The sequence below is a fragment of the Desulfopila inferna genome, assembly GCF_016919005.1.
Taxonomy (GTDB): domain Bacteria; phylum Desulfobacterota; class Desulfobulbia; order Desulfobulbales; family Desulfocapsaceae; genus Desulfopila_A; species Desulfopila_A inferna.
In genome coordinates, this window is the sequence record NZ_JAFFQE010000011.1 from 63,290 (window position 1) to 87,864 (window position 24,575).

The following is a 24,575-nucleotide window of genomic DNA, read 5'->3' on the forward strand; positions in this document are numbered from 1 at the left end:
CTCTTTCAAATATCCAGACAGTTTTCTGTCCGGTAAAAGATCGAAGTGCACCAGCGGCGCGTGGCAAGGGCGCCCATACCCCAGAAATCCAGACGTTTAAAGGCCGCCTTGTGGAGGAAGTCATAACCATCCCGATATTCATCGCGGTCACTGTTGTCCCAGACAATCACCCCATTCGGCCGCAGAGCAGACACACTGTTTTTTGCACAGTCGACCCGGTCCCGGCCATCGATAACCACGACATCGAAGATGCTGCCATATGTCGTAATTTCCATAGCATATTCCCTGCTGCCACCTTTGGCCCGGCGCAGAAGGTAGGTGATATCTGCCGGCATCTTTGAACGGAATTCGGCATACCACTCCTTGTCGTGCTCACAGCTGATCAGCCGTTTCACCCGCTCACTCCACCAGAAGGTAGAGTTGCCGCTGCCGTATTCAAAGACGGTCATGAATGGTCTTATTCGATCGGCAAGAAAATCAAGAGCGGGATAGGTAATCCAGGGAATGGGGTGACCGTCGGCATCCACTGCCTGACTCTCTGCCATTGATCTGAGCCAGCCGGATTTCAACAGATATCCGGGTGATTCGGAAAATATGGCTACAATATCCTTGATTTTCTCCTTCTGCATGGGCTCCTCCCTTCTGTCTCAGGATCATAGTCTTCCAGAAAGGTAATACTATCATAGATCAGCTGTTAGCACATAGGCGCGATCACGAAACTTGATATTTTATCCAACTCTCAATAAGGATGGACTCGTAAAAAGCTCGATCTCGCCTAGTATATCGAGCTTTCTCGAAGTCGGAGTTTATGCCCGTACGGCTGCTTATCGCAGAGAGCATCTCAGAACTTCGATGACTTTTTACGAAATTTTCAATAAGGTTATATTATGAAACATAATCTTCCCAGGGAGAAAAATATGACAGCATCCGCCATCCAAGACATCACCAGAAAACCACTTGCTTTTCTGCCTACACCACTCACCCGTTTGCACAATCTTGAAAAATATCTGAACGGTCCGCGAATATTGATGAAAAGAGACGACCAGACCGGTCTCGGATTCGGCGGCAATAAAACCCGTAAACTCGAATACCTGTTGGGCGATGCTCTGCAGCAGGGAGCCGACTGTATCATTACCGCCGGAGCGGCGCAGTCAAATCATTGCCGGCAGACAGCTGCTGCCGCTGCTGCCTGCGGTCTTGAATGCCATCTTGCCCTGGGCGGCACCCCGCCGAAAAGCCGGCAGGGAAATCTTCTTCTCGACATGCTCTTTGGTGCCACAATCCACTGGTCAGGTGAGTTGCGGAAAGGAGAAAGCATTCCCGATATCGTCTCGGATCTGCAAAAGGACAACAAGACTCCTTACATCATTCCTTACGGCGGTTCAAATGCCATTGGCGCTACGGGATTTGTCGCAGCCATGTATGAACTGGAAAATCAGCTCGCCGAAATGAGTGAAAATGTCGATCATATTATCTTTGCTTCCAGTTCCGGCGGCACCCATAGCGGTATGGTGGTCGGCCAGGCACTTGTCGGTGCGAAATATCAGCTGATCGGCATCAATATCGACAAGGATGAGGTTTTCGGCATGGACCTCGATGAGTATATCATCCAACTGGCAGAGAACACTGCCAGACTCCTGGGTGTCGATTTTACCCTCGGCAAAGCTGATCTTGAACTTAACGCAGAGTATCTCGGGGAAGGTTACGGCGTCGTCGGCAGTCTGGAAAGAGAGGCGATATCACTGACGGCCAGTCATGAAGGCATCCTCCTCGATCCGGTATACACCGGCAGAGCAATGGGCGGGATGCTGGAGATGATCAGATCAGGCAGATTTTCCAAAGACGAGACCGTCCTGTTTTGGCATACCGGGGGCAGCCCCGCCCTTTTTGCCTACGCAGAGGATATTCTGCAAAAGAGTTAAATCCGGCAAACTGATTCCCCCTGAAACTCAGCATTTCCTGGCCCTTGAGCTGAAGATTAGGGGTAATCAGGTCCGGCAGTAAGTCCTTCTATTTCTGCGAGGTAATAATTAACTTGATGCCGAGCAGCAGCAAAACTCCGCCCATCAATCTCTCGAACCAATGGCCTATCCTGCCAAAGAGTGCACGTACCCGGCTATTGCCGAAAAGCACGGAAATCCCTGAAAACCATAGCGCGGTGGCAAAGGCCATATAGATACCGTAAAAGGCCTGAATGCCAAGCGGAGTATCGGCGGCAATCACCACCGTGAAGAGAGAGAGGAAAAAGAGTGTTGCCTTGGGATTGAGCCCATTGGTAAGAAAACCGGTCCAGAACGCCCTGCCGACAGTCGGGGCCTCTTTCTTAATCCCGGCATAGAACCGAGACGATGCAGGTCTGGTCCATAAGGCCTTCCAGCCGATATATATAAGATAAGCGGCACCTGCAAACTTCATCACGGTAAAAGCGATAATTGACTGCGAAATGATAACCCCGATACCAAGCAGGGAGTAGAGCACATGGACAAGGATGCCGGTGCCGACTCCGAGGCTGGTCCATAACGCTGTGGTTTTACCATGGGTCACGCTTTGTTTGACCACCACGGCGAAATCGGGTCCCGGACTGGCCACAGCGAGAAGATGAACCACAACGATTGTGCAAAATTGCGGTAGAAACTCGGCAGTCATTGATTTAGGCCCTATTAGATTTTCCCAAAAGCTGCTTCATTCCTGCTTATCGGAATCCGCTCATCTGCGAAACAGCAGGTTTTTAGCAGGGAAGGTCAAATGAGAAGATAGGAAAAAAAGATATGGAACGCCCGGTTGGGTAAAGCGCTCCATATCCGTTGGTTTCTTGAAATATTATTTTCTTACTTCCTTTGAAAATAATCTCTCGGGTACTGCTGCCCCCCTATTTATTTCCGAAATATTTCTTGGTTTCGGAAACGATTACCGGAGTCAGCAGTATCAGGCCGATAAGGTTAGGCAGAGCCATCAGGCCGTTAAGCGCGTCGGAAATATTCCAGACAATGCTCAGTTTGGCGATGGCACCGACACCCACGAAAAGCACGAAAACTATCCTGTAAGGCATGACCGATTTCACCCCAAACAGATATTCGATCGATTTTTCACCATAGTAACTCCAGCCCAGGATTGTTGAATAGGCGAAGAGAATCAGACCGAGGGTGACAATATAGGCACCGCCCGGCATTCCGGCGGCAAAAGCGCTTGTCGTCAATGCAGCACCGTTTTCACCGCTTGACCAGACACCGGTAATGATGAGAACCAGACCGGTCATAGTACAGACAATCAAGGTGTCGATGAAGGTTTGCGTCATGGAAACCAACGCCTGAGTCACAGGCGATTTGGTCTGGGCTGCAGCTGCAGCAATAGGTGCGCTGCCCAGTCCGGATTCGTTGGAAAAGACACCACGTGCGACACCCATTCTGATGGCCAGCATGATACCTGCACCGGCAAAACCGCCTACTGCCGAGGTCGGTGAAAATGCCTGCTTGACGATGAGGCCAAGAGCACTGGGTACTTCGGCAATATTAGCCAGGATGATAAATAAAGATGCGGCAATATAGAAAACAATCATTATCGGTACCAGCACCGAAGTAACCCGGCCGATGGACTTGATACCACCGATGATGACCAGGGCTGTACAAACCATAAGGACGACTCCCGTAATCCAGTGAGGAATACTGAAGGTTGACTGAACGGCGTCGGCCACGGAGTTGGACTGTACCATATTGCCGATCCCGAAGGCAGCAACAGAGGCGAAGACCGCAAAAATAGCACCAAGCCAGGGAAGATTCAGTCCTTTGGAAATGTAATACATCGGGCCGCCACTCATTTCGCCGTTGGCGTCGACAACCCTGTACTTCACGGCAAGCACCGCTTCCGCATATTTAGTCGCCATGCCGACAAGCCCCGTGATCCACATCCAGAAGAGAGCACCGGGACCACCGATGGCAATAGCCGTAGCAACACCGGCGATATTACCCGTCCCGACAGTTGCCGAAAGAGCAGTCATCAATGCCTGAAAATGGGTAATATCGCCGGGTTGATCGGTATCTTCCTTTCTCTTGATAAGAGCCAGGTAAAGAGCATGCCATAACTTTGTAAACTGCAGGCCTCGCAAGGCGAAAGTCAGCCAGAAACCTGTACCCACGAGCAGAATCAACATTGGCGGTCCCCATGCAAAGGCACCTATTTTACCAACTAACGCATCAAATGCTTCCATACATCCTCCTCCGATTATTATTGATTATTTCCCACCTTCTTTCGAATGCTCTTCCTTACCTCCTAAAATTTAAATTGTTATGATGCCGACTTTATACCATAAATGAAGCTGCCTGAAACATATTTTTTGTATATCAAGATCCGGGAGCACCGGAAAAATGCATGCTGGCTCAATGATAACATCATTTCAGGATTTTTTTCACCTCACATAAAAAAAATCTTGTTTATTGCACTTTTGTGAAAAAATCCCTTTTAGAGTTCCTGAAGCTCACGAAAAGGATTACCGCCAAACTTAGTTAAGTCGGGGTCTTGAAGGCTGAGAGATCAGCTCAAAAGACTTTCAACGGGGCTGTACTCCATATCGAAAGCCTCGGCGACACCACGATATGTTATCTTACCCGAGACAATATTAACCCCTTCCCGGATGACATTGCTTTCCCTGGCGCACTGCTCCCATCCTTTGTTGGCTAAGGCCACAGCGAAAGGCAAAGTGGCATTGGTCAATGCCATTGTAGAGGTGAGCGGCACGGCGCCAGGCATATTGGCAACGCAATAATGGATTATTCCGTCCACTTCAAATATCGGATTTCCATGAGTTGTGGGCTTCGAGGTCTCAAAGCAACCGCCCTGGTCGATGGCAACATCAACAACCACAGCGCCGGTTTTCATACTACCAAGCATCTCTCTGGTAATAAGTCTGGGTGCCTTGGCACCATGGAGCAGCACCGCACCCACAATCACATCTGCCTCTTTAATCAGCTCGCGGATTTTTGCCGGTGAGGACATCAATGGGAAGCAGTTCTTCGGCATGATCTCTGAGAGATAACGCAATCTGGCCAGGTTCATATCAAGAAGATACACTTTGGCGCCAAGTCCACAGGCCATCTGAGCCGCATGAGTTCCCACAACTCCACCGCCGATCACGACAACCGTCGCCGGATCAACTCCGGGCACTCCGCCAAGGAGAAGTCCTCGGCCTCCCTGCGCCCTTTCGATATATTTAGCCGCCTGCTGAATGGCCATTCTGCCCGCCACTTCACTCATGGGAGTGAGCAGAGGCAGCGAACCGTCGCTATCTTTTATGGTTTCATAAGCAATGCAGACCGCCTTTCTCTTCATCATCGCCCGGGTAAGTTCTTCGGATGCGGCAAAATGGAAATAGGTGAACACAATTTGATTTTCGCGAATCATCTCATATTCCGAGGGTTGCGGCTCCTTCACATGCATAACCATGTCGGCCCGTGCATACACCTCCGCAGCGCTCTTGACAACTTCAGCTCCGCTCCCTGTATATTGGGCGTCGGAAAAGTTGCTGCCGACACCGGCTGCAGTCTCAACCAGTACCTGATGGCCATTATTGATCATGACTTCAGCACCAGCCGGTGTCATGCATACCCTGTTTTCCTCTGATTTAATCTCTTTCAAAATACCGACGATCATAGCTCACTCCTTTAAATTGTTACACGGATAACTTCTTTTTCCGTTGCCATATTACAGAGGAAGGTGTGAAATTAAATTGCGTTTTTCGACATTTCTCGCTAATGAACTACAGATAATTCTGATTTTTGAGGTGATAATTGCAGAAACCACAAAAAACAAGCATAGACGAAATCGACAGATCGATTTTATCGGCACTTCAGCATAATGGTAAATTATCTAACGTCCAGCTGGCACAAAAAGTAGGGTTGTCGGAGTCGGCCTGTCTGCGAAGGGTACGAATGCTAGAGGAAAGCGGCATCATTGACCGCTATGTTCTGCTGGTCGATCAGGCTACCGTTGGTATTCCCGGCAATGTTTTTGTGCGTGTCACCCTGGAAGGGCAGCAGCAGGAAAAACTGGAGGCATTTGAACGGAACGTCGCCAATATCAGCGAAGTAATGGAATGCTATCTGATGTCGGGAGATGCCGATTATATTCTCAGGGTGATCTGCAGAAATAATGATGATTACAAAAATGTTCACTCCAGGCTCACCAGCCTACCCGGCGTTAGGCGGATAAACTCCTCCTTTGCCCTGAGAACGGTAATAAAGAAAACCGAACTTCCCATTAGAATAACAGATTGATACACTCGCAAAAAGCTTGATTTGCGTCCCTGCAGATCAAGCTTTTTACGATTTCATCCCGGAAACTCAGATAACTTTTACGAGACCATCATTGATTACACTCCACCGGCGCGCCTGGCCTCCAGAATCAGCTGATCATTCATCCTGATAAGCCGGGCATTATTCCCCGCCAGACTTTTTGACTTCAAACAAAACTGTATAGCCTGGGCATATTGATTCTGCCTGTATTTGGTCTTTCCCATGGCATACCAGTACGCCGGATTTCCTGGTTCGATGCGCAGAGCCCGCTCAAGAGCCAGTTCAGCCTGATGGTTATTACCCTGCGCCAGTAGCTGCTGTGCCTCGGTATACAAAGTATGACCAGGTCCTTCGCCAGGGGGCTCGATAAGCACCTGCTCCCCGGGAGCAGGGTCCTGTGGATATTTCGAACCGGGAAAAGGCGCACGGTTTTGTAAGCCGCAGCCATGCACAAGCAGCAGCAGTATAGTGGCAATAATCCTGATGCCGACGGCAGAGGATGGGGTCGGCCGGGCTGATATTCGATCTATGTTTTTATCCTGATTCATCTTTTACCTTCTGTTTCTGTGACTTCCGGGGAAATTAAACTCCGTTTACCGAATGATTTTTCGGTAAAGGGAAGAACCGTGCTGTTGCGGTTGAATATGCTTGCCGGCCGCAGTGTCTTTTTGTCAATTCTGCGCCAGGTGATTCCGGGCGGCTCGGGAAGTTCCAGGCTGGAGGCATGAATAGCCTTCATTATTCTGCCCCAGACCGGCAATGCCCCGCTCGAGCCGGAGAGCGATATAGTTCGATTATCGTCGTTCCCCAGCCAGACAACCGCCAGCCGCTCTGCGGTATAGCCGGCAAACCAGCTGTCGCGCAGGTCGTCGGTGGTTCCGGTTTTTCCGGCAAATGACCGACCTTCGGCAGTGTGCAGTTTTTTTCCAGTCCCTTCCGACATAACCCTCTGCAGGGCATGGCCGAGGACAAACATGGTTTCCGGGTCAAAACGCTGTTCCACTTCAAGACCATATCGTTTCAGTAGTTGTCCGTCGTCGGCTATGACGGCCTGGATGGAGCGCAACGGCAGATAAAAGCCACCTGAGGCGATGGTCTGGTAGATTTGAGTTACCTGCAATGGCGACATGGAGACTGATCCCAGCAGAATCGAGGGATATGGTTCCAGCACATCGGGATATCCCAGTTGGTTAAGAATCGCTAGTATACGCGGTATTCCCACTTCCATTCCCAGGTGAACCGTGGCCAGGTTGTATGACTGGGCGAGAGCCTGATAAAGGGCTACCCGCCCATGTTCGAGATAGTCGTAATTTCGTGGTCTCCATCTATTTCCCTTATTTTCCAGGGTAACGGCAAGATCATTGATGGGAGAAGCAAGGCTGTAGCCCTCTGTCAAGGCTGCGAGATAGACTGCCGGCTTGACCAGAGAACCGATTGCCCTGCGCACATCCAGAGCACGATTGAAACCTGGAAGCTGTGGGGTTTTAGCGCCGATGACAGCATGAACCTCGCCGGTCTCTCTTGCCGTTATCACCACCGCAGCCTCAATGGTGTCCCCTCCTGCCTTGCCCTCGAGATCGGTCAGAGTTTTCTGCAACTCCTCTTCCGCCGTCATCTGTACCGCAGGATCCAATGTTGTCAGAATTTGTACACCGCTGCCTCTCAGGTCTTCCTCCCTGTACTCCTCAACCAGCTGGCGCCGCACCAGCTCAAGAAAGGCGGGAAATCGATTAAGACCGCTTTTTTGTACCATCACATTACTGAGTGGCTGCTCCATGGCCTGTTTGTAGAGGGAGGTATCGATGATATTTTCCTGCAACATACTCTGCAGAACGCTGTTCCTGCGGGCAAGACTCTTCTCCGGATTACGACGGGGATCATAGAGCGAAGGACCTTTGACCATGCCGACAAGTGTCGCTGTCTGTGCAACCGTCAAATCGGACAGGTTCCGTCTGAAGTAGAACCGGCTTGCCAGCCCGAACCCGTGAATGGCCCGGCTGCCATCCTGCCCCAGAAAAACTTCATTGACATATGCTGTTAAAATCTCATCCTTGCTGTAGCGAGATTCCAGAAGAAAGGATATGACGGCCTCCTGGAATTTACGGGAGAATGTCCGTTCGCTGGTAAGGAAAAAATTCTTGACCAGCTGCTGGGTCAGGGTGCTGCCCCCCTGAACGGCGCGGCCCGCTTTGAAATTTGCCAGAACAGCCCGGGCGATCCCGGTGATGGAGATACCATGGTGACTGAGAAAGTTTTTATCTTCCACCGCCATCAAGGTTTCCTTGAGAAGAGCGGGGATATGTTCTTCCTCGATGATGATCCGATCCTCATGGATCAGCGGATGAAAGCTGCCTATTTTAGCCGGATCCAACCTGACGAAACTTACCTCCTCCTGGGTGCGGAAGTCGCTGATCCGCACGACTTGATCGTTCCGGAAAGAAACCGTCAGCGATTTTGATTTTTCCAGGCCGGAGGGAAAGGTAAAGTCTCTGGTAACCAGCTCAAACTCATTTCCCTTGCGATTATAACCACCGGATGACTGAACATCCTCTTCCTGTCGATATCCCGAGAGCTCAAGCTCTTTTTCAAACATTTCCGGAGTAAGTGGTAGTCCGGCATAAAGTTCCAATGGTCTGGCATAAACCACGGCCGGAAGAGACCACCGTTTACCATCAAACTTCTCACTGATCTCCAGGTTGAGCTGCCTCAACCACCAGAGTGCGCCAACAGAGGCAGCCAACAGCACGACAATACAAACGGCAACCAGCCTTCTTGAGGAAAAAATAGCTCTCATAACTTACAAAACAGGTTTTTTTTCATTTTACTCCGTACCCGCCATAAACATCTCTTCAAGCTCCAGCTTTTTAAAGCCGGCAGGCGGGGCAAACTCCGAGTCATCAATATTTTCTTCCGCTATGGACACGGTATCGCTGTTGTATTCTTTTTCACCGAAATCATAGGATATACTGCGCAGTTCCCATCCTTTCAGGGACAGTTCCCGGTAGGCTTTGGAACTTTCCACCGGATCTCCGCCGGCATCGAGGCATTCCATGAATTGTTGATGGCTGGCGGAATTTCCCAGTTCACTCATTAAACCGGAATTCATGGTCAGCCAGACCTCCTCATAGAGCTCACCATCGACGATCACCTGGTATTTTTCAGCCTTCAGTCCCGCAATGTTTTCCTGTCCCGCAGCAACTACTTCCACCATCTCGGCTGCGTTTTCTTCGGAATCGCCAAACGCACCTTCCATCTGGCTGAATGCCTCGGTAATTTTCCGCATATATCCGCAATACTCTGCCAAGGTGCCGGTGGCATAAATCTGCTGCGAACCGTCAACCAGGTTTATCCGATCGACATTATAATCTATCACCAGATAAGAATCCGTTTCATCTCCCTCAGTGTGTTTAATTTTACCTTTGGAAATAAATGTCGTTGTTCCCTCTCCGTCTTTTAGAATCCAGCCGCCGTACAGCAGAGAAGGTGAGAGAAGAGATATGAATACAAGAACCAAACACCCTTTAAAAAAATGCCAATCCCGCATGAGAAACCTCCATAAGGTAAATGATTAAGCACTTAGTGCCTTACTCCTGAGAGTCTGCCATAAAAAACAAGAAAATAGAATATACTGTTAAAGGTTCCAGCTTAAATACACCAGGTACTTATTCAGCTCCGCCGGGAAGCACCACTTGAAAATTACACAACGTCACTGGGAACTCCATGTTCACCGAAATGACAGCAAGAGAATAATTTTTGCAAAAACCATCATACATGATCGTTGTATAGATTTCTGCTGTTATTAAGCTTTTTCCGAGTCCGCGAAAATTTCATGTTTGCTTCTTCGCTTTAAGGCAACGGCCTGTATCATTCTATGCCTACTGTCCATTCGAGCCGTATTATCCTTCCATATAAGACTGTAAAAGATATTTGCATCTTCGCCTGGAAGTCGGATCACAATGGTATACGCGGCAATGCAGCCTCTATTGCTGGGTCGGCCTCCTTCAACCCATTCGGAATATTAATTCTCTCAACCGCTCTTTACCACCGGGAATGTTTCTTGCAAATTGAAAAACATTCCTGCTGGTATTTCAACCCGACTTCCTTTCTTCAACTAAGAGCAGACGCCATGAACAATCTCTTTTTCAACGACTGGGAAAGTTTAATCAGAGTCTTTATCCAGACAATTCTGGCCTACCTGTGCATGATTGTCTTGCTGCGTATCACCGGCAAAAGGACTCTTGCAAAAATGAATGCCTTTGATTTTGTCATCACCATTGCCCTGGGGTCAACCCTGGCCACCATGGCGCTCAACAAAAACGTGGCAGTTACCGAGGGGGCCCTGGCTATTTTTCTCCTCATCGGCATGCAGTACCTGATAACCTGGCTTTCGGTACGAAAAAGAGTAGTTAAAAACCTGGTTACCAGCCAACCCAGAATGCTGCTTTACCGGGGAGAGATACTTGATCATTCTATGAGAAAGGAAAGGGTCACCCGGGAAGAGCTCAATCTGGCGGCGCGGAGCAGCGGCGCAGCCACTTTGCGGGAAATCGATATTATTATTTTAGAGACAACAGGCAAAATTACAGTAATCCCCCGGTTTCAATCTACGGATAAAGATACCTTGGAAGATGTAAACAAACCTGAGGATTAATACCATACTCCTGAAGAAACGCCACTGCTCCTGTCCTTTCCGCATCTATTTCTGAGTTCTCTTCGGCAAAGGTGCTATGCAGATATTTCAATTTACCTTTTCCTCACATAGGGTAAAATAGCCGATTCCACTACCTGGTGCCCGTCCATAATGGCACTTTCTGGATCATGCTTACTGTCCTAACCAGTCGGAGTCTGCGCTGTGGTTAAATTCATCGAGCGCCTGGTTAGACAGATAGCGTAGACTTCGAAATTGCTCATTTCTGGACAGACACTATCTGAGATGAAAGGAGAATTGAGACAATGCTGAAAGATGGACAAAAAGGAGTGATCCTCCAAAGAGACAAAGAAACCTATGCAATCGCTCCACATATACCCTGCGGGATTGTAACCCCGGAGATGCTCGAGCTATTCGCAGAGGTCGCCAGGAAATATGATGCGGCTGCTCTGAAAATCACCAGCGCGGCCCGCATAGCCATCGTCGGGATTAAAGAGGAAGATGTCGATAATATCTGGAAAGATTTGAATACCACACCGGGACATGCGGTCGGCCTCTGCGTCCGCAGTGTCAAAGTGTGTCCGGGAATAACGTTTTGTCGCCTGGCCAAACAGGACAGCATCGAGATGGGTATGAAGATCGACAGTAAATATCATGGCATGCCCATGCCCAGTAAAATGAAAATGGCTGTCAGCGGCTGCAAAATACAATGCGGTGAAAACTGCATTAAAGATTTATCCCTGTACGGAACCGCTGGGGGATGGACTGTTCTGGTGGGTGGTATGGGTGGCATTAAACCCCGGCTTGCTGAAGTTCTTGCTGAAGATGTCACAACGGAGCAGGCGGAAGAGATCATCGAGAAAACTATCGATTATTACAAGAAAAATTCCAAACGCGCCCGTCTCGGCTTCATGCTGGACGAGATTGGCATCCAGACCTTGAGAGACGCGGTTACAGGAGAATAGCGGGATTGATAAAAGCTTCGCGATAAGCACCCGTACGGGCATAAACTCCGACTTCGAGAAAGCCTGATCTCCGGCGTTGCCGGTTTTTCGCAGGACTGTAACATATTGCTAGTATAGTCAAAGGCCTGCCATAAACATATATCGAACTTTTATCCAGCTATCTGAGAGCCTGAAAGATTGGTGGCAACTTTTTACGAAACTACCATAAAGGGTATATTTATAATACAATATGATATATATTTAGTGTTAGACTGAAACGATAATTTCAGCATTCCACGGCACTGAGGATTCCATGAAACTACTGGTAAAAATTACCCTTGTTTTTATCATATTTCTCTTTGCGGCAGTGAACAGTGGTGCCGCGGGCCGATATTACGGTCACGGCTATACATCTTACGGCCCTCGTCATAATTATTATAATTACCGCAGTCACTACTCCGGCTCCGACCAATTCTGGATTTACCTGGGGGCGGGGTTGCTTTCAGGAGTCCTGGTCAGCACTATCGTTAATGCCGGTCCCCGGCAGAGAACTGTTATTTATGAAGAGCCATGGCAAACCGTCATCTACGAGCCGCGCCGGAGAGCCGTGGTTTACCGGACACCACCACGAACAATCGTCCGAATTCCCCATCCGCAGGTAACCACCATTGTTCCGCAGGAGAATTACCGGCGGCAGGAGCTGATCCTCAGCCGAGTGGAAACGACCCCTCAGCTCCTTAATATCCGTGCCACGCCCGATCTTGATGCCGATATTACCGGGCAGCTTCAGCAGGGAACTATTGTGGAAGTAATAGGTGCCGCTCCCGACTGGCTTTATATCAAAACCGACTCCGACCATTACGGCTGGGTCATGCTGCAGTATACCCGGCCTGCCGGCGGACCGGTAGGCTAATAAGCAGGTTAAAAAACGTCCTCCACCTCCGCCAACGCCAGGTCCTGATAGGCATGAAAGAGACGGTGACAGAAATCGTCCCATTGCCGGCAGATTTCTCCCGCCGCCTCACTCGGTATTGTCAAGTCCGCATAGGCTACCAGCTCCTCGATTTCCTCCTCAAGCTCTCTAACCACAACGTTTTCCGCTCCTGTCAGCAGACTTCGCACAAATTTCGACGGTTCATACCACGCTTTGACCTGCTGCAAATCCCGGTGAATCTGACTAAGCAGCACATTACGCGGCCCTTCCCAGAGTTCATTCACCGCGGCATCCCGATACAACCTCGGCAAAGCGGAAAAATCTTCCATAACACCATGACCGCCGAAGATTGACATGGCCAGGCGCAACTGGTCTACCGCATCCCATGAAGTGGTTATCTTCTGGAGCATCACCAGTTCACGAACCTCAAGTCTCTTTTGCCGCAATGGGAGAGGATCACTTTTGTTGATGCCGACTTTGATTTTGCCGTCGAGTGCCAGAAATTGCCCGTAGATTTTGAAGGCTCCTGCCGTTGACCGTCGGGCAAAGAAATCCAGCTCGTCTATCTGTGTGGCCACCATGGGAAACCGTGCTACGTTTTGACCGAACGCTTCCCTGAATTCACTGTATTGCCGGGCTTCGCGGGCAGCTCTGGTCATACTGGCAGCTCCTGAGAGCCCTACAGTCAGACGGGAATGAGTAAGGACAACACCGACAACATTGGCCAGGCCGCGACCAAGGGGTCCAACCTGGTAGGCCTGTGCACCATTAAAGGTAATTTCCGCCGTGGGCAATTCAGCCGTCCCCATTTTCCATTTCAGGCGATCGATGGTAAAACCATTGCGGACCTCCTTTGCCTTGTCTCCCGGAAGCCAGGAGGGCACCACAAACAGGCCCACCTTCTCCGAGCCCTGCGGCTTTGCGGTTACCACGGCATAATCGGCGTGGACGGCGGAACAAAAAAACTTTGTACCGTAAAGTCTCCATAATACCCCGTCCTGCAGTGCTTCGACCACATTGGCGGGAATATCCGAACCTCCCTGAATCTCAGTGAGATATTGGGCTCCGATACCAAAATCACCGTCTTTTCCTTCCTTGCAATGCATGAGAATCCGCTGAGTCTCGGGGCTTTCCCCAAATCCCTCCAGGAGCGCCACCAGACCCTCCGTACACACCAGTGGACAGGCGATGCATGCTTCCCCATTCTGATAGATCAGGAACATTTTCATCAGGCTTTCCCAGGGATTCATCTTCCCGGAGAATAAACCCTCGCTGAAGATCTCCTTTTCCATGAGAGTTGTCTCCATTGGCCTGACAACCCTGTCGATCCGGTGATTATGAGCGTCATAATTGAGAAGATACGGCCGATTTTCCAGCCTTGCCGCACTATCGGCGAAATCGCGCCAGCGGAAGGACGCCCGTATTGAAAGTTTTCGTGCCGCCTTGTCAACGGCGTCTCGGGAATCACCGGCAAAGTGATGGACAATCTGCTGCAGAAAAGGATCATCCGCATAATAGTCAAATTCATTTTGTTTCAGTAAAAATTCGTCAAAAGTATAGGGATTTGCTCTGGTGGGAAGGGTCATAACATCCTCCGCTTAGGTTATCCTATAAAGGTGGGCCGTCAGGCAACAGGAATACTGCCACCGCAATCTTTATACTCATTCTACCATCGGCGGAGGGCGGAGACAAAATTGGGCTTTTAAAAATACAGCCGCTACAGTCCCATCTTCTCCAGCCTGTAGCGCAAGGTGGCCCGGGACAGCCCAAGCATTCTCGCTGTTCTCGAGACATTGTTGCCGGATTTTTGCAGGGCAAAGCGGATGCATTTCATCTCCAATTCCTCCAGGCCGACCCGATATTCCTGGACGAGCAACGAGATAATCTGCTCGATATTCATGGTGGAAAAAGGTTTCTCGTGCGTTTCATTGAGCACCACATGCCTGCGGGTGATTCGATCACCTTTGCAGAGAATCATGGCTCGCTCGAGCACATTTTTCAACTCGCGGATATTTCCCTTCCAGGGATGGTTATACAGCATCTCCATAACCTTCTCCGAGAGGGTAGGCCTCTTGCGTCCAAAAGTTTTGCTGAACAGTTCTATAAAATGGCGGACCAGCAGAGGAATGTCGTCCCGTCGTTCGCGCAGGGGAGGAATGCGGACCGGAAACACCGAAACCCGGTAGTAGAGATCTTCACGGAAACGCTTATCGGCTACCATCTTCTCCAGATCCTTATTGGTCGCTGCGATTATACGGACATCGGCCTGAATTGATTTGTCTCCGCCGAGACGCTCAAATTCATGCGACTCGAGCACACGGAGGAATTTAGCCTGAACGTCAACTTCCATATCGCCGATCTCGTCGAGAAAGAGTGTTCCTCCGGAGGCCTGTTCAAACTTGCCCTTTTTACGCTGTTGTGCCCCGGTAAAAGCACCTCTTTCATATCCGAAGAGTTCAGCTTCCAAAAGCGACGAAGGAATAGCGGCACAGTTAACCGGTAAAAACGGCCCCTTGGAGCGAGGACTGTTAATATGGGTGGCTCTACTGAGCAGTTCCTTGCCGGTTCCGCTTTCCCCGGTTATCAGAACCGTAGTGTCGGTCCTGGACACCTCGCCGGCCATTCGCAGAATATCGCACATCTCCGCTGAATTGCCGATAATATTATTGAAGTTGTATTTGCCTTCTATCTCCTGGCGAAGATACTTCACTTCACTGGTGAGCATACTGATCTGCAGGGCCTTCTTGACGCAGGATCTCAGTCTCTCTTCTTTGAAAGGTTTGGTCACATAATCGAAAGCCCCCTCCCGGATGGCTGTGACGGCATTGTCGATGGACCCGAAAGCGGTGATAATAATGACCGGAACCTCGGACCTGCGGGCCTTGATGTGCGTCAGCACCTCCATGCCGTTTTTTTTAGGGAGCTTGAGATCCGTTATAACCAGATGGATGTCCTCATTTTCAAAAATTTCGAGAGCTTCTTCCCCATCAGTCGCTTCAAAAATTTTAATTTCCAAATCATTGAGGAGCATGATTATGACTTCACGCATCCTGGTTTCATCTTCGATTATCAGTACGTTACTGAGCAAGGGTATCTCCTTTTAGGACCTTACGGATTGTTTTTCGGTTCTGGTAGCTGTTGTGTACCTGGTGCTGAAGTTCAAGGAACCGACCTGAATCAGATCTGAAGGCCGCGAACATCATACCATCACACCTGGAAAAAGAATCGTAAACACTGTGCCCTCTCCTTCCAAACTGGTCACCTTTACCTGTCCCCGGTGTAGTTTGACGATCTGAGAGACAATTGACAGACCAAGGCCAATGCCGTCATCCCGCAAGCTGACAAAGGGGTCCATTACCTTTTCGATTTTTGCTTCCGGAATGCCGCAGCCGCCGTCCTCAATAGAAATCGAGAGCCAGTTGCGCTGAATGGCAAAAGGATTGTCCAGCGACCTCTCGATCACCTTACCATCCGGATACTCTTTCCGGTTAACCATCCCCACTCTTATGGTAATTATCCCCCCTTCAGGCATTGCCTGAATTGAGTTGAGACAGATATTCCAGAATACCTGACGGATTTGATATCGATCCGCTTCTATGGGAAGAATACCCTCGTCATACTCCCTGATAAATACATACCCTTCTTCCCGATATCGCTCTTCTGTGGCCGACAGAGTCTCCTCAAGAAGGCGAATCACATCAGTTTCGACGAGTACCGGTGGAGCCGGTCTGGCAAAAGAGAGAAAGGCCTTCAGGGTGTTGTCAAGCCGTTCGACTTCATCGATAATAAATCGGGCGGCGCGCTCTCTCATTTCCCAGGGCCGCCGTCGGTCCAGAACCACCTGGGCTGAACCCTGGATCACTCCCAGAGGGTTTTTGATTTCATGTGCAATACCCGCCGTCATCTCACCAACGGCGGCCAATTTCTCCTTCTCCGCCAACTCGACATAGGTTTGTTTAAGTTCCGCCAGACTCTTGCGTAGTGACGAGGCCATGCCGTTAAAGGAGGCTGCCAGGTCACTGGCGATATCTGGATCGGTTATCTCGACCTTGTACTCGAGGTCTCCGCTGCTGATCCTGTCAATGCCCTGCTGCAGAGTATGCAGCGGACGAATAACCGTTCGAGCAAGCAGGTAACTGAGAATACTGGAAAGCAGGATACCGATGATGATCAGTGAGGATGTCGACTTTTTTATAAAGCGGATAGTTTCATAATACTCTGAAAACGGCAGTGTCACTCCGACGGTCCAGTCCTTTCCCGGATAATCGGCATAGGCGGTAAAATAGTCTTTGCCCTTAAAGGTTATCAGCCCGAAATCGCTGCTGTTGCTTTGCAGACGTTCACGGCAGTACCGGAGAAGCCCAATATGCTGTTCATTCCAGGGAAGCTGCACAAGACCGGGATGGGCGATGACATGTCCCTGTTTATTCTCGAATATGTAGGCGAAGCCCTCTTTGCCGATTTCGATACCTTCTAGAAATCGGGAAAAGGCCGACAGATCGATATCAATGCCGCAGACACCCTGGAGTTCGCCGTCTTCGGCAAAAATCGGTATTGAAACCGTGATGCCGGGCTTCTGCGTGGAAGCAAAAATATAAACGTCCGTCCAGTGGAGATCTCCTGTTTCTACCGCACCCTGGTACCAGGGACGAACACGCGGATCAAAAATGGAATGCACCTCGGGAATCTGCGGAGGCACCATAAAAAATCCGCCGCCGGTGTCTCCATAATAGATATTGACAAATTCCGGATGGTCCTTCTGGAAGAGACTGAAATAATGAAGCAGTTCATTCTGATTTGCGGCATCTACAAGGTTGTCCTCCAGCAATGATTTAATCAAGCGAACATTGTATTTATGCTGATCCAGAAAGGAACTGATCCGCATGGTAATCTGTGCGGCGGTGCTGATGGTATATTGCTGGATCTGATTTTCCACAACCTTATAGGCCTGAAGAAAACCGATATACCCCGTTCCGGGAATGAAAATAAAAATGATCAGGGACAGTGCCAGAAAGACACGTATTTGAAAAGAATGAATATAACGTTGAAAGAGACTCAGAATTTTCAAGTGTCGCCCCTCTCGGATCGAATAGTTTGTATCTCCCTCTGGATATCGCCGAGGATATGGACATTGGAAAATTTTTGCTCCACAAATTCCTGCGCTATGACCAAAGCTTCATCAACATGAAGTCGCTCTTCCAGAATGAGTTGCAAAGCAAATCCCGTGGCAGCGTTATTTCGATACTCCCTCCACAGACCGGCAAAGGCGGACCACGCCTCTTCTCTTTTTTCGCTGTGCCTGACTATCTCCAATAGTGCAAGTGCCGCCCAATGCTTTGCAGACGGGGAGTTCAGTGAAGCCTGCGGGATTTCCTCCCGCGAATGAATAATACTGACCCATGGCGGCGGAGGCAGCAGAGAGATCTGTTCATTGCCATACTCACTGACGATACTATAAAAATATTCATTCCCTTTTTGCGGATCCTTGAGCAGGCCTGCATAGATCCAGCCTATATACCAATAGGCTTTTACCTGTATTTCCGGATGATCGCCATATTCATGCAGGATGTTCTGGTACTCCTTTATTGCCGCAAGGCTGCTCTGCTCGGCGGCAAAACGATAATCGGAGCCAAGTTGCAGATAGGCGAGATCGAGAGCCGCCATGCCGCAGAGCCGCTTGTTATCAGGATAAAGTGACAAAAAAGCCTGCAGAGCCGCTCGTTTTTCCCCGATATCTGCAAACCAGGACCTGGTATAATTAAATTGTTCAGCCGCAGTTACAAAGACAGGTACCCTGATGCCGGAGATCTCGATGAAGGATTGTTCAGCGATCGAGGTTGTTACACGGGGAGGCGTTTCATCGCATGAGAACAGAAGAATCGACTGCAAAAGCAAGACGATCCAGGCAATTCTACGGCCATGCGATCTCATCCCAACACCAGGCATTTCTTAAAAGAAATCATTGTGCTCGCTCCTCATGGCACTGGAAGTGCCTTACTTCATAACGGCTGCTGCAGAAATTTTGGCAAGGTGCCTTACCTTAGCAAATCACATGTCATATCGCCGGAAATCAATTTTCTTTCTCCGCAGTTGCCGTTGGACTAAGTTATGTTTAGTTACGCTGGTTTTGAACAATTCTTAACCTGAGATATTGGTCATCTATTACCTTTTCCTTTGAATATAGACGAATATATGTTTTCACGCTCACTAAAGTTGATGAAATGATCAAAGAATCCCACAGATAGCTTTTTTTACAACACTATTGAACAAGCAATTCATTGCGCGTATAGTATTTTTTGAGTAAATGATCAATTTTCTTCAACTGCACATACACTGCAATGGTATACTTGAGGGACCACTGTGCTGCGCTGGAGCTATCAGATACTCTCTTGTAACCTATCTCTTGCTTTTTTCTATCATTTTTTATATACTTTGGCATAAAGTTTGCTGAATATTCTCTCAGTGAGCTATACACCACCATCCGGGGATTTCTAAAAGGAAATATGCGGCAGTTCTCAAACACCGTCGCGTTGTATGATTGAGCACTGTCTTATCCTTTCCCGGCGGCCCACACCGCCGAATGACATCACCAAACGGTTTCGGAGCCGTCGGTTCCGGCAAGTCTTTCCATTCGGGAAGTAACGTAAAAAAAAAGAACATAAGGAGAGATCACATGAAAAAAGGTTTGATGCTTGCAGCAGCAGCGATGTTCGGCTTCGCCGCCACTTTCAGCAGTGCACCTTCAGTCGGTGCACAGCAGTTTGTCACCATCGGCACTGGCGGAGTTACCGGAGTTTATTATCCAACTGGAGGAGCAATCTGTCGTCTTGTCAACAAAGGCAAGAGCGAGCATGGCATCCGCTGCTCCGTCGAGTCAACCGGCGGTTCGGTATACAACCTCAACGCCATCGCTGAAGGCGAACTCGATATGGGTGTCGCCCAGTCCGACTGGCAGTATCATGCTTATCACGGCACCTCCAAATTCTCCGATGCCGGCCCCAACAAAGATCTCAGAGCCGTCTTCTCTATTCATCCGGAACCATTCACGGTAGTGGCGCGGGCTGACTCAGGAATCAAGAATTTCAAGGATCTTAAGGGCAAAAGAGTCAATATCGGCAATCCCGGTTCCGGACAACGAGGTACCATGGAAGTGGTCATGGCAAAAATGGGCTGGACCAAAGAAGACTTCAAACTGGCCACGGAGTTGAAATCTTCAGAGCAGTCCGGTGCGTTGTGCGACAACAAGATCGATGCCATCGTTTTTACCGTCGGTCATCCCAGCGGCTCAATCCAGGAAGCAACCACCTCTTGTGATTCCGTGCTGGTAAACGTCACCGGTCCTGAAATCGAAGAGCTGGTTAAGGAAAATGATTACTACCGTATGGCCACCATTCCCGCCGGCATGTACCGCGGCAATGACGAAGACACAACAACCTTTGGCGTCGGCGCCACATTCGTTTCTTCGGCCAAAGTTTCCGAAGATATCATTTATCAGGTGGTCAAGGCTGTTTTTGAGGATTTCGACCAGTTCAAGAAACTTCATCCGGCCTTCTCTATTCTGAAAAAAGAAGAGATGGTAAAAGACGGTCTCTCTGCGCCGTTGCATGATGGTGCCAAGAAGTATTTTAAAGAAGCCGGTCTCCTGTAGATCTATTTTTCCATTTTTCAACTTCCGGGAGAAGTACTGCTTCTCCCGGAACGGGATAGATACACCACTACCGGAACGGCATGCTCCGTATCCCGCATTTATCTTCCTTTTGGAATGAGGTAGTACCGGGGCGATATGAACAAGCTACCGCTTTTTACCACTTCGTCCTCCCCGTACACAGTTTGAGAGAATACCACAATAGACCAGTAAATTACCTACTCATTCAAGGGAGAACAGCACGATGAGTAAGCCCACCGAAAAACAGCTTTCCGAAGAACAGCTGCATGAAATAATTGCCAAAGCGGATACAGGAGCACGTCATCCGACAGGCGCAGTCCCTAAAAAAGTTTTGTTCTTTGTGCCGCTGCTCTGGACGCTGTTTCAGCTCTGGTATGCCTCGCCGCTACCGTTTATGCTCGACTTCTTCGTCCTCAACAATACCGAGGCGCGTTCTGTACATCTGGCTTTTGCCATGTTTCTTTCGTATACGGCGTTTCCCACCTTGAAATCTTCACCAAAGGACTACATTCCAATTCAGGACTGGATTGTCGGGTTTATAGCTGCATTTTGCGCGGGTTATATCTTTCTCTTCTATGATCAGCTGTCGACAAGGCCGGGTCTGCCGACCACCATTGATTTGGTTGTGGCAGTGGTCGGACTTATCCTGCTGCTGGAAGCCACCCGCCGGGCACTGGGACCACCTCTGATGATCGTTGCCTCGATATTTATTCTCTATACCTTCGCCGGCTCCCACATGCCTGCCGTAATAGCACATAAGGGCGCCAGTCTGGTCAAAGGGATGTCTCATTACTGGCTCACTACCGAAGGTGTTTACGGTGTAGCCCTGGGTGTTTCCACCTCAATGGTTTTTATGTTCGTGCTCTTTGGCTCGCTGCTTGAGGCAGCCGGTGCAGGCAATTACTTTATCCGCACCGCCTTTGCCGGACTGGGCCACCTGCGTGGCGGCCCGGCCAAGGCCGCTGTGGTTTCTTCAGCCATGACCGGACTTGTTTCAGGCTCCTCTATTGCCAATGTGGTCACCACCGGTACCTTTACTATCCCGCTGATGAAAAAGGTTGGATTTTCTGCAGAGAAGGCGGGAGCGGTTGAGGTGGCCTCCTCCACCAACGGCCAGCTTACTCCGCCGGTCATGGGAGCTGCGGCCTTCCTTATGGTGGAGTATGTCGGCATCTCTTATGTCGAAGTGATCAAGCACGCCTTTTTGCCTGCCATCATTTCCTATATCGCCCTGGTTTATATCGTTCACCTCGAAGCATGCAAGATGGGTCTTAAAGGACTGGAGAAGACAAGAACCAAGACCATGGCCCAGGGTGTGCTGAGCTTCGCAGTTACCATCCTTTCTTTGATTATTATCGGCGGGGTAACCTACTACGGACTTGGATGGATCAAGACTGTTGCCGGCGATGCCACTATGACTATAGTGGTCTTTCTGCTGCTGGCCGCCTACCTGCTGCTGATCTATGTGGCCACCCGGGTGCCTGAACTGGTAGTGACCACCGAGATAAAGGAACTGCCTCCTCTGGGAGCTACCGCCCAGGCAGGACTCTATTTTCTTCTGCCCATCGTCGTGCTGATGTGGTGTCTTACCGTGGAGCGTCTCTCCCCCTCACTTTCTGCTTTCTGGGCCACAGTGCTTTTGCTCTTTATCGTTGTCACCCAGCGCCCCCTCAAAGGCTGGCTGCGCAGAGCAACAGGGACTGAATTTTCCGCCAGGCGCGGCTTTGAAGATTTGATCGAGGGTATGGTTTCAGGGGCGAGAAACATGATAGGAATCGGCGTTGCCACCGCAGCTGCCGGTATTATTGTCGGTACCGTGACCTTAACCGGCATAGGATTGGTGATGACGGAATTTGTCGAATTCATTTCAGGCGGCAATCTTCTTCTTATCCTGTTGTTTACAGCAGTGATCAGCCTGCTGCTCGGCATGGGGTTGCCCACCACCGCCAATTATATCGTAGTCTCCACTCTGATGGCACCGGTGATTGTCAATCTTGGAGCGGCAAACGGCCTGATTGTGCCGCTGATTGCCGTACACCTTTTTGTTTTCTACTTCGGCATTCTTGCCGACGATACCCCGCCGGTGGGACTGGCGGCTTTTGCCGCGGCGGGAATATCGGGTGGCGACCCTATACGTACCGGTATTCAGGGATTCGGCTACGATATCCGCACTGCTATCCTGCCTTTTATTTTCATCTTCAACACTGAGATTTTGATGATCGGCATCGGTTCCCCATTGCATCTGATAATCGTAATCGCCGCCTCCGTCATGGCCATGCTTGTTTTCGCTGCGGCAACCCAGAGATATATGCTTACCAAGAATCGCCTCTGGGAGACAGCAGCCCTGCTTTTTGTCGCCTTTCTACTACTGCGTCCAGGATTCTTCTGGGACAGGGCATATCCGGAATTTATTGACGAATCAGCCATGAATATGGCCGAAATCGTTGGGGAAATGGCACCCGGATCACAGTTGAGGATCATGGTCACCGGTGAGGATTTTCATGGCAATAATTATATTAAAACGCTTATGTTGCCTGTAGGCGACGAGCCGACCGGAGAACAGCGTCTTGATGCCATAGGTTTTCAGACCAGAATGGAGGGAGATAAAACCATAGTGGACACTGTTGCTTTTGCCAGCCAGGCAGAGAAGACGGGTCTTGATTTCGAGCAGGAAATCATCAGTGTCCAGGTCCAGTCCGACAGGCCGCCGAAACAGCTGGTTTTCATACCGGCGGTTATGTTATTTGCCGTCGTCTGGTGGCTGCAGCGCCGTAGGAGCAGAAAAGAACGGGCCCTTGAACAGGTCTACGAAAAAAACAGAACAGCAGGTCAAAATACATGATTCCCTGTCCTCCTGCTCCCCGAACAGGGTCGTTCTAATCCAGCTCAACTGGATTAGAATGCATATGAGAATAATATGGAGAATACCATGATTAGCAAGATACTCGTTCCTATCGCCTTTTCCAAATATTCCAAAGGAATCCTGAATTTTGCCTCTTCTCTGGCAAAACCTCTCGGGGCCAGGCTGCTGATCACCAATGTAGTCAACGAACGGGATATTGAAGCCGTCGAGCGCATCTCCAGCTTCGGCTACAAGGTTGACGGAGATCACTATATCGCCACAATCCAGAAGGAAAGGATCGGAATTCTCGAGACGATGCTGGAAGAGCTCCAAATCGCTGATGATGACTATGACTTTATCTTTCTTGCGGGAGACCCCAGTACAGAGCTGCTCAGGCTTGTCCTCAAAGAACATGTCGACCTAGTAGTAATGGGGACCAAGGCCAAAGACCTGCGCAGTATCTTCACAGGTTCCGTGGCCGAAAGGATGTTCCGTAAATCTCCTGTCTCCATCGTCTCCTACCGTGATAAAGAAATCGCCAACGCACTGGAGAAGAAGCTCAGGAAGGAATTACATCTTAAATCTGCAGATTGATGACTTTTAAACGAACTCCTCTATTAATGAGGGCGTTAAACGCTGGCTATTTTGTTGTAGATCTAAAGCATCCTCAGGACGCAAGAGTGGAAACTTCCGCAACTGCTGTTTTTACAAAAAGCTGTCTGCGATCAAACACTTGACCATATCCTCAATTTGTTCCATATCTCACCGTTTTAAATGGTTATTTTCTTAATTCTCAACATCTTCATCTTTTTCTTTTGATGATTTAATCAAAAATTCGATGTTGACTTTTCCCAAGAACAAATAGAAACATCAAGGCTGTAATTTTTTCCTATTTCTATATCCGGCAAATATATCGATTCTTCTCTTGTGGATTGTATATTTTTATTGTATACAATTTTCAGGCATGGAGATTGCTTTATTTTTCTTGATTATCAAGAATCAACGGGGGTAAGCACTTTTAGAACAAGGCTGAACATAAATCGCGGTTCACGTCATGTCTAGTCTACCCCGATTGAGCTGGATTAATAGATGTTAATACAGAAAAAACCGGTAAAATGGAATTAGGTATTTTTAGGGAACAATAACGCCAAGAGGACATACATGGCCAAGCAGAAACTTAAAGAGCTTGTTATCAATCGGGACTGGTGCAAAGGCTGCGGCATTTGCGTCAAGTTCTGTCCCACCAAGGTCCTGGAA

At 49.3% G+C, this 24,575-nt stretch carries 20 protein-coding genes; 9 read left to right on the plus strand and 11 right to left on the minus strand.

The features are described from left to right. Window positions 1-5: 5 nt before the first annotated feature. Entirely contained in the window at window positions 6-629 is a 624-nt protein-coding gene (locus tag JWG88_RS20445) for an O-methyltransferase (RefSeq protein WP_205235663.1), read from the minus strand. A 288-nt stretch (window positions 630-917) separates the two neighbouring features. Between JWG88_RS20445 and JWG88_RS20450 the strand changes: the two genes are divergently transcribed. Continuing rightward, window positions 918-1,922 (plus strand): D-cysteine desulfhydrase family protein, encoded by a 1,005-nt coding sequence (locus JWG88_RS20450; protein ID WP_205235664.1) that lies wholly within the window; start codon window positions 918-920, stop codon window positions 1,920-1,922. Window positions 1,923-2,010: 88 nt separating this feature from the next. Here the strand turns inward: JWG88_RS20450 and JWG88_RS20455 are convergent, their stop codons facing one another. From JWG88_RS20455 to ald, 3 genes are all read right to left on the minus strand, one after another. After that, the gene (locus JWG88_RS20455) at window positions 2,011-2,646 is read right to left on the minus strand and encodes a LysE family translocator (protein WP_205235665.1); all 636 of its coding nucleotides are present in this window, start codon (window positions 2,644-2,646) and stop codon (window positions 2,011-2,013) included. Window positions 2,647-2,869: 223 nt separating this feature from the next. After that, entirely contained in the window at window positions 2,870-4,204 is a 1,335-nt protein-coding gene (locus JWG88_RS20460) for an alanine/glycine:cation symporter family protein (RefSeq protein WP_205235666.1), read from the minus strand. 323 nt (window positions 4,205-4,527) lie between these two features. Beyond that, window positions 4,528-5,643 carry an alanine dehydrogenase gene (ald, locus tag JWG88_RS20465; RefSeq protein ID WP_205235667.1) on the minus strand — a complete coding sequence of 372 codons (1,116 nt, stop codon included), beginning with the start codon at window positions 5,641-5,643 and terminating at the stop codon, window positions 4,528-4,530. Window positions 5,644-5,780: 137 nt separating this feature from the next. Between ald and JWG88_RS20470 the strand changes: the two genes are divergently transcribed. Beyond that, the gene (locus JWG88_RS20470; RefSeq protein ID WP_205235668.1) at window positions 5,781-6,266 is read left to right on the plus strand and encodes an Lrp/AsnC family transcriptional regulator; all 486 of its coding nucleotides are present in this window, start codon (window positions 5,781-5,783) and stop codon (window positions 6,264-6,266) included. Between the two features lie 95 nt (window positions 6,267-6,361). Here JWG88_RS20470 and JWG88_RS20475 read toward each other — a convergent pair whose 3' ends face one another. The 3 genes from JWG88_RS20475 to JWG88_RS20485 are packed head-to-tail and all read right to left on the minus strand — an operon-like array spanning window position 6,362 to window position 9,828. Next, a complete protein-coding gene (locus JWG88_RS20475) occupies window positions 6,362-6,832 on the minus strand; it encodes a tetratricopeptide repeat protein (RefSeq protein ID WP_205235669.1) in 471 nt (156 codons plus the stop codon). Next, window positions 6,829-9,078 (minus strand): penicillin-binding protein 1B, encoded by a 2,250-nt coding sequence (gene mrcB / locus JWG88_RS20480; RefSeq protein WP_205235670.1) that lies wholly within the window; start codon window positions 9,076-9,078, stop codon window positions 6,829-6,831. Before mrcB ends, JWG88_RS20475 begins: the two co-directional genes overlap by 4 nt. 27 nt (window positions 9,079-9,105) lie before the next feature. Then, the gene (locus tag JWG88_RS20485) at window positions 9,106-9,828 is read right to left on the minus strand and encodes a DUF4412 domain-containing protein (RefSeq protein ID WP_205235671.1); all 723 of its coding nucleotides are present in this window, start codon (window positions 9,826-9,828) and stop codon (window positions 9,106-9,108) included. A gap of 582 nt (window positions 9,829-10,410) precedes the next feature. Here JWG88_RS20485 and JWG88_RS20490 point away from each other — a divergent pair. The 3 genes from JWG88_RS20490 (at window position 10,411) to JWG88_RS20500 (ending at window position 12,789) form a co-directional block, all read left to right on the plus strand. Continuing rightward, window positions 10,411-10,935, plus strand: coding sequence for a DUF421 domain-containing protein (locus JWG88_RS20490; RefSeq protein ID WP_205235672.1), 525 nt, complete (start codon window positions 10,411-10,413; stop codon window positions 10,933-10,935). A 302-nt stretch (window positions 10,936-11,237) separates the two neighbouring features. Then, the gene (locus JWG88_RS20495; protein ID WP_205235673.1) at window positions 11,238-11,897 is read left to right on the plus strand and encodes a ferredoxin-like domain-containing protein; all 660 of its coding nucleotides are present in this window, start codon (window positions 11,238-11,240) and stop codon (window positions 11,895-11,897) included. Between the two features lie 292 nt (window positions 11,898-12,189). Further along, window positions 12,190-12,789, plus strand: coding sequence for an SH3 domain-containing protein (locus tag JWG88_RS20500; RefSeq protein WP_205235674.1), 600 nt, complete (start codon window positions 12,190-12,192; stop codon window positions 12,787-12,789). Window positions 12,790-12,797: 8 nt separating this feature from the next. On the opposite strand, the gene JWG88_RS20505 is transcribed toward JWG88_RS20500, so the two are convergent. The 4 genes from JWG88_RS20505 to JWG88_RS20520 form a co-directional block, all read right to left on the minus strand. Continuing rightward, window positions 12,798-14,396 (minus strand): acyl-CoA dehydrogenase family protein, encoded by a 1,599-nt coding sequence (locus JWG88_RS20505; protein ID WP_205235675.1) that lies wholly within the window; start codon window positions 14,394-14,396, stop codon window positions 12,798-12,800. Window positions 14,397-14,527: 131 nt separating this feature from the next. Further along, a complete protein-coding gene (locus JWG88_RS20510; RefSeq protein ID WP_205235676.1) occupies window positions 14,528-15,898 on the minus strand; it encodes a sigma-54-dependent transcriptional regulator in 1,371 nt (456 codons plus the stop codon). 111 nt (window positions 15,899-16,009) lie between these two features. Beyond that, window positions 16,010-17,878 carry a cache domain-containing protein gene (locus JWG88_RS20515; RefSeq protein ID WP_205235677.1) on the minus strand — a complete coding sequence of 623 codons (1,869 nt, stop codon included), beginning with the start codon at window positions 17,876-17,878 and terminating at the stop codon, window positions 16,010-16,012. Next, window positions 17,875-18,741, minus strand: coding sequence for a tetratricopeptide repeat protein (locus tag JWG88_RS20520; RefSeq protein ID WP_205235678.1), 867 nt, complete (start codon window positions 18,739-18,741; stop codon window positions 17,875-17,877). The genes JWG88_RS20515 and JWG88_RS20520 overlap by 4 nt, the downstream gene beginning before the upstream one ends. 742 nt (window positions 18,742-19,483) lie before the next feature. On the opposite strand from JWG88_RS20520, the gene JWG88_RS20525 reads away from it, so the two are divergent. The 4 genes from JWG88_RS20525 to JWG88_RS22255 all read left to right on the plus strand — a co-directional run. After that, on the plus strand, window positions 19,484-20,458 hold the full coding sequence (locus JWG88_RS20525) for a TAXI family TRAP transporter solute-binding subunit (RefSeq protein ID WP_205235679.1): 975 nt from the start codon (window positions 19,484-19,486) through the stop codon (window positions 20,456-20,458). A 241-nt stretch (window positions 20,459-20,699) separates the two neighbouring features. Then, entirely contained in the window at window positions 20,700-23,318 is a 2,619-nt protein-coding gene (locus JWG88_RS20530) for a TRAP transporter permease (protein WP_205235680.1), read from the plus strand. An 87-nt stretch (window positions 23,319-23,405) separates the two neighbouring features. After that, complete coding sequence (locus tag JWG88_RS20535; RefSeq protein WP_205235681.1) at window positions 23,406-23,912, plus strand: universal stress protein; 507 nt, start codon at window positions 23,406-23,408, stop codon at window positions 23,910-23,912. Between the two features lie 567 nt (window positions 23,913-24,479). Further along, a partial coding sequence (locus JWG88_RS22255; protein ID WP_205233796.1) for a 4Fe-4S binding protein occupies window positions 24,480-24,575 on the plus strand: 96 nt, incomplete at its 3' end.